The organism is Mycobacterium sp. URHB0044, from assembly GCF_000620625.1.
Taxonomy (GTDB): domain Bacteria; phylum Actinomycetota; class Actinomycetes; order Mycobacteriales; family Mycobacteriaceae; genus Mycobacterium.
On sequence record NZ_JIAW01000003.1, the window covers coordinates 512,184 to 518,479 of the forward strand.

The following is a 6,296-nucleotide window of genomic DNA, read 5'->3' on the forward strand; positions in this document are numbered from 1 at the left end:
AATGACGAGCGGCCGCCGGACGATTCCGCAGGTCTTGGACGAAGTTGCGGACCGCTACTCAGACCGCGACGCCGTCATCACGGTCGACCGCAGCCTGACGTTCGCCCAGCTGAGGACCGAGGTCAGGCAGGCCGCGGCCGCGATGATCGACCTTGGCGTGCAGGCCGGCGACCGGGTGGCCATCTGGTCGCCGAACACCTGGCACTGGGTCGTCGCGTGCCTGGCCACGCACCACGCCGGCGCCGTTGTCGTACCGCTGAACACCCGCTACACCGCCAGCGAAGCCGCCGACATCCTGGCCCGCACCGAGGCCCCGCTGCTGATCGGCATGGGTGAATTCCTCGGAGCCGACCGCGTCGGCGACCTCGACCGGGACGCACTGCCCGCGCTGCGCGACGTCGTGCGCGTCCCGATCGATCGCCAGGACGGCACATGGGACGAGTTCGTCGCCCGCGGCACCGACCTCGATGCGGTCGACGCCCGCGTCGCCGCGCTCTCCCCCGACGACGTGTCCGACATCCTGTTCACCTCCGGGACGACCGGGCGCAGCAAGGGCGTGCTGTGCGCGCACCGGCAGTCGCTGGACGCCCCCGCGGCGTGGGCGGCGTGCGGTGAACTCACCGCCGATGACCGCTACCTGTGCATCAACCCGTTCTTCCACAACTTCGGCTACAAGGCAGGCATCCTGGCGTGCCTGCAGACCGGCGCGACGCTGATCCCCCAGCTGACCTTCGATCCGGAGACCGCGATGCGCACGGTGGCCGAGCACCGCATCACCGTCCTGCCGGGGCCGCCGACGATCTACCAGACGCTGCTCGACCACCCGAAGCGTGCCGACTACGACCTGTCGTCGCTGCGGTTCGCCGTCACGGGGGCCGCCACCATCCCGGTGGTGCTGATCGAGCGGATGCAGGCCGAGTTGGACATCGACATCGTGCTGACGGCCTATGGGCTCACGGAGGCAAGCGGTTTCGGGACGATGTGCCGCGCCGACGACGACGCGGTGACGGTGGCGACGACCAGTGGACGCCCGATCGCCGACTTCGAACTCTCGATCGCCGAGGGCACCGGCGAGGTGCTGCTGCGCGGCCCGAACGTGATGCTGGGATATCTGGACGATCCGGAGGCGACGGGCCAGGCGATCGACGCCGAGGGCTGGCTGCACACCGGCGATATCGGAAGCGTCGACGAGCGCGGCAATCTGCGCATCACCGACCGGCTCAAGGACATGTACATCTGCGGCGGCTTCAACGTCTACCCCGCCGAGATCGAGCAGGTGCTGGCCCGCCTCGACGGCGTCGCGGATTCGGCGGTGATCGGGGTACCCGACGAGCGCCTCGGCGAGGTCGGCAAGGCGTTCGTCGTACTCAAGCCGGGTGCGGTGCTCGATGAGCAGGCCGTAATCGCCTATACCCGAGAGCATTTGGCGAACTTCAAGGCCCCCCGCTCGGTGGCGTTCATCGACGCCCTGCCGCGCAACCCAGGAGGCAAGGTGGTCAAACCACAACTGCGAGAGATGGCTGGATAGAACCGATATGGACTTGCACCTCGACGAGGCGACAGAAGAGTTCCGGGCCGAGGTCCGCGACTTCCTGGCGAGCAACACCGCGCAGTTCCCGACGAAGTCGTACGACACCGCAGAGGGTTTCGAACAGCATCGGCACTGGGACAAGGTGCTGTTCGACGCCGGCCTTTCGGTGATCGCGTGGCCCAAGGAGTACGGCGGCCGCGACGCGACGCTGCTGCAGTGGATCGTCTACGAAGAGGAGTACTTCCGCGCGGGCGCGCCCGGCCGGGCCAGCGCCAACGGCACGTCGATGCTGGCGCCGACGCTGTTCGCCCACGGCACGGAGGAGCAGCGGAAGCGGGTGCTGCCCAAGATGGCCAGCGGTGAGGAGATCTGGGCGCAGGCCTGGTCGGAACCCGAGTCGGGTAGCGACCTGGCCTCGCTGCGGTCGACGGCCACCAAGACCGACGGCGGCTGGAAGCTCAACGGGCAGAAGATCTGGAGCTCGCGGGCGCCGTTCGGCGAGCGGGCCTTCGGGCTGTTCCGGTCCGACCCCGAAGCGCAGCGCCACAAGGGCCTGACCTACTTCATGTTCGACCTGCACGCCGACGGCATCACGGTGCGGCCCATCGCGCAGCTCGGTGGCGACACCGGCTTCGGCGAAATCTTCCTCGACGACGTGTTCGTACCCGACGAGGACGTGATCGGTGAGCCCAACGAGGGCTGGCGCGCCGCGATGAGCACGTCGAGCAATGAGCGCGGCATGTCGCTGCGCAGTCCGGCCCGGTTCCTGGCCCCGGCCGAACGGCTCGTCGAACTGTGGCAGGCCGACCCCAACCCTGCGTTCGCCGACCGCGTCGCCGACGCGTGGATCAAGGCGCAGGCCTACCGGTTGCACACGTTCGGCACCGTGACGCGGCTCGCCGGAGGTGGTGAGCTGGGCGCCGAATCGTCGATCACCAAGGTGTTTTGGTCGGATCTGGACGTGGCGCTGCACCAGACAGCGCTCGACCTCCGGGGCGCGGATGCCGAGCTTGCCGACTCGTGGACCGATGGGCTGCTGTTCGCCCTCGGTGGCCCGATCTACGCAGGCACCAACGAGATCCAGCGCAACATCATCGCCGAGCGGCTGCTGGGACTGCCCAGGGAGGCGAAGTGAACTTCGAGATAGACGACCAGCAGCGCGATTTCGCCGCGAGCATCGACGCCGCGCTCGGGGCCGCGGACGTGCCTGCCGCGGTGCGGGCCTGGTGCGCTGGTGATACCGGCCCCGGCCGCAAGGTGTGGGCCACGCTGAGCGACCTTGGCGTGACCGCGCTGGCGGTCGCCGAGAAGTTCGACGGCATCGGGGCGCATCCCGTCGATCTGGTGGTGGCCGCCGAACGACTGGGGTACTGGGGTGTGCCCGGTCCCGTCGCCGAATCCATCGCCGTGGCACCGATTCTGCTCGCCGACGATGAGCGCAGCGCCGGCCTGGCCGCCGGTGAATTGATCGCAACGGTCGCACAGCCACCCCTCGTGCCGAGGGCTGTCGACGCCGACACGGCGGGTCTGATCCTGGTGGCCGGCGACGGCGTGGTCAGTGACGGCACCGCGGGGGCCCTGCACGAGTCCGTCGACCCGGCGCGCCGGTTATTCGACGTGACCGCGTCCGGTGAATCGCAGAAGGCTGACACCGCAACGGCTTTCGAGTTCGGCGTGCTGGCCACCGCCGCGCAGTTGATCGGCGCCGGGCAGGCCATGCTGGACGCGTCGGTCGCCTATGCCAAGCAGCGCAGCCAGTTCGGCCGGGTTATCGGCTCGTACCAGGCGATCAAGCACAAGCTGGCCGACGTCTACATCGCGGTCGAGTTGGCCCGCCCGCTGGTCTACGGCGCGGCGCTGTCGCTGGCGGATGGATCGGCCGACACCCCGCGCGACGCAAGTGCGGCGAAGGCCGCTGCCGCGGAGGCGGCGTTGCTCTCCGCGCGATCGTCGTTGCAGACGCACGGCGCCATCGGCTTCACCCAGGAGCACGACCTGTCCCTGCTCTTGCTGCGGGTGCAGGCACTGCGCTCGGCGTGGGGCGACCCGACGTGGCACCGTCGCCGAGTGTTGGAGGGAATCGCATGAGCGACGAACGGAACATGCTGCGCGACACCGTCGCCGCGCTCGTCGAGAAGCACGCATCGCCGGAAGCGGTCCGCGAGGCGATGGCCTCGGAACGCGGATTCGACGAGTCGCTGTGGACGTTGTTGTGCGAGCAGGTCGGTGCGGCCGCGCTCGTCGTCCCCGAGGAACTGGGTGGCGCGGGTGGCGAGCTCGCCGACGCCGCCGTGGTGCTCGAGGAACTGGGCAAGGGCCTGGTGCCGACGCCACTCCTGGGCACGACCCTCGCCGAGCTGGCTCTGCTGTCCGCCGACGAACCCGACGTCGACGCCCTGGAGAAGCTCGCCGAGGGAACGTCGATTGGTGCCATCGTCTTCGACGCCCGTTATGTGATCAACGGTGACGTCGCCGATGTGGTGATCGGCGTCGAGGACGGCACGCTGACCCGCTGGACCGACGTCACGTCGCATCCAGCGACGTCCATGGATCCCACCCGTCGGCTGGCCCGGGTCGAGGCTGGGGACACCAGCCGCATCGGCAGCGATCCAGGGCTCGCCGACACTGCGGCGATCCTGTTGGCCGCCGAGCAGATCGGCGCGGCGTCCCGCTGCCTGGACCTGACCGTCGCGTACACCAAGGACCGGGTGCAGTTCGGCAGGCCCATCGGCAGCTTCCAGGCGCTCAAGCACCGGATGGCCGACCTGTACGTCAAGGTGCAGTCGGCGCGCGCGGTGGTCGACGACGCCGTCGCGGACCCGACGCCCACGTCGGCCGCCCTGGCCAGGATCGCGGCCAGCGAGGCGTTCAGCGCCGTCGCTGCCGAGGCCGTCCAGATGCACGGCGGCATCGCGATCACGTGGGAACACGACATCCAGCTGTACTTCAAGCGGGCCCACGGCAGCGCGCAACTCCTGGGGCCGCCCCGGGAACACCTGCGCCGCCTCGAAGCCGAGGTGCTCTAGCCTGACTCGGGTGACCGATCGCGTTGCGCTACGCGCCGGAATTCCGCCGTTCTACGTGATGGACGTGTGGCTGGCCGCCGCCGAACGGCAACGTTCGCATGGCGATCTGGTGAATCTGTCGGCTGGGCAGCCCGGCGCCCAGGCACCGGCGCCGATTCGCGCGGCAGCGGCCGAGGCGCTGGCCAACGACACCCTCGGGTACACCGTCGCGCTGGGCATCCCCGAACTGCGCGAGGCGATCGCGGAGTCCTACGCCGACCGGCACGGCATCGCGGTCGAGCCGGACGACGTCGTCGTCACCACCGGGTCGACGGGCGGCTTCCTGCTCGCGTTCCTGGCGTGCTTCGACGTCGGTGACCGCGTGGCCGTGACCAGCCCCGGCTATCCCTGCTACCGCAACATCCTTTCGGCGTTGGGCTGCGAGGTGGTCGAGGTGCCGTGCGGGCCGGACACCCGGTTTCAGCCGACCGTCGAGATGCTCGCCGAGATCAGCCCGCCCATCAAGGGCGTCGTGCTCGCCAGCCCGGCCAACCCCACCGGGACTGTGATCCCGCCCGCCGATCTGGCTGCCATCGCCAGGTGGTGCGAGGGCGAGGGCGTGCAGTTGGTGAGCGACGAGATCTACCACGGCTTGGTGTATCCCGGTGCGCCGCCGACGAGCTCGGCCTGGGAGACGTCGCGCGACGCCATCGTGGTGAACAGCTTCTCGAAGTACTTCGCGATGACGGGCTGGCGGCTGGGTTGGCTTCTGGTGCCGCGACCCCTGCTGCGCGCGGTGGACCGCCTGACGGGCAACTTCTCGATCTGCCCGCCCACACTCCCGCAGAAGGCCGCCGTCGCCGCGTTCACGCCGGAGTCCATCGCGGCGGCCGATGCGCTGGTTGCGGAGTGCGCGGTCAACCGTGAGCTGTTGCTGCGAGGATTGCCCGAGATCGGTCTCGACCGACTGGCCCCGGCGGATGGCGCGTTCTACGTCTACGCGGACATCTCGGACTACTCCACCGATTCGCTGGAATTCTGCGCAAAGCTGTTGGCCGACACCGGCGTTGCGATAGCACCCGGCATCGACTTCGACACCGTGCACGGCGGCGCGTACGTCCGGCTGTCATTCGCAGGCCCGACCTCCGACATCACCGAGGCGCTGCGCCGGATGGGTCCGTGGCTCATGAGAAGCCGCTCTTAGAAGGGTGGTGGTTCGTAGGTGGCGGCGCGCCAGGCTCGTCGTTGGCGTCGTTGTTCGGCGTTGAGTTCGTGGCGTTGACGGCGTTCGGCGGTGATGCGGTCGCGGCGGTCCTGATCGCGGGTCTGCTTGCGGCGCGGCATCATCACCGACCGATCCGTCTGCGGTGTCTGCAGTGATTGCGGAATGTCGAGGTCACCGGTCGTGACGCCCAACGCCGGGAACATCGCCGCACCGTGGGGTTCGGTGCGGTACACGTGCCCGGTCGGGGCGGTCAACACGATCGTGCCATCCGGTAACTGCTGATCCGACCAGCCGCCCGGACCACCCCCGAACGTCTTGATCAAATGATGGGTACGGCAGTACGCCTTGGTGTTCGAGGGATGCGTCGGCCCCACCGGATACGGCACCGTATGGTCGACATCGCACGCGGCGACGGGTTTGTCGCAGCCCGGCCAGCGGCACGTCAAATCCCGCCACCGGACAAACTCCTTGGTCTTCGCCGACGGTGTGTATCCCGGATCCGCCGCCACATCGGTGGGCACCGTCACCGGTTTCA

The 6,296-nt window shown here is 69.1% G+C and carries 5 protein-coding genes and 1 pseudogene; 5 read left to right on the forward strand and 1 reads right to left on the reverse strand.

Annotated features, from left to right (window positions below; translation table 11 throughout):
- The first annotated feature begins 1 nt into the window (after position 1).
- Genes fadD3 through N536_RS0109275 form a run of 5 tightly spaced genes read left to right on the forward strand, consistent with a single transcriptional unit; the run spans position 2 to position 5,740 of the window.
- Positions 2-1,528: a 3-((3aS,4S,7aS)-7a-methyl-1,5-dioxo-octahydro-1H-inden-4-yl)propanoate--CoA ligase FadD3 gene (fadD3, locus tag N536_RS0109255; protein ID WP_029113359.1), complete on the forward strand. Its 1,527-nt coding sequence runs from the start codon at positions 2-4 to the stop codon at positions 1,526-1,528.
- A 7-nt stretch (positions 1,529-1,535) separates the two neighbouring features.
- Positions 1,536-2,666 (forward strand): acyl-CoA dehydrogenase family protein, encoded by a 1,131-nt coding sequence (locus tag N536_RS0109260; RefSeq protein ID WP_029113360.1) that lies wholly within the window; start codon positions 1,536-1,538, stop codon positions 2,664-2,666.
- A complete protein-coding gene (locus tag N536_RS0109265) occupies positions 2,663-3,619 on the forward strand; it encodes an acyl-CoA dehydrogenase (protein ID WP_029113361.1) in 957 nt (318 codons plus the stop codon). Before N536_RS0109260 ends, N536_RS0109265 begins: the two co-directional genes overlap by 4 nt.
- Positions 3,616-4,557 carry an acyl-CoA dehydrogenase family protein gene (locus N536_RS0109270; RefSeq protein WP_029113362.1) on the forward strand — a complete coding sequence of 314 codons (942 nt, stop codon included), beginning with the start codon at positions 3,616-3,618 and terminating at the stop codon, positions 4,555-4,557. Before N536_RS0109265 ends, N536_RS0109270 begins: the two co-directional genes overlap by 4 nt.
- Before the next feature lie 10 nt (positions 4,558-4,567).
- Positions 4,568-5,740, forward strand: coding sequence for a pyridoxal phosphate-dependent aminotransferase (locus N536_RS0109275; protein WP_029113363.1), 1,173 nt, complete (start codon positions 4,568-4,570; stop codon positions 5,738-5,740).
- On the opposite strand, the pseudogene N536_RS0109280 reads toward N536_RS0109275, so the two are convergent.
- A pseudogene (locus N536_RS0109280) lies at positions 5,737-6,296 on the reverse strand (HNH endonuclease); the annotation flags it as partial. The gene N536_RS0109275 and the pseudogene N536_RS0109280 sit on opposite strands and share 4 nt — an antisense overlap.

Bases quoted from the DNA above. Each gene is read 5' to 3' on its own strand.
- fadD3 (WP_029113359.1), top strand. From the start codon at position 2: ATGACGAGCGGCCGCCGGACGATTCCGCAGGTCTTGGACGAAGTTGCG.
- N536_RS0109260 (WP_029113360.1), top strand. From the start codon at position 1,536: ATGGACTTGCACCTCGACGAGGCGACAGAAGAGTTCCGGGCCGAGGTC.
- N536_RS0109270 (WP_029113362.1), top strand. From the start codon at position 3,616: ATGAGCGACGAACGGAACATGCTGCGCGACACCGTCGCCGCGCTCGTC.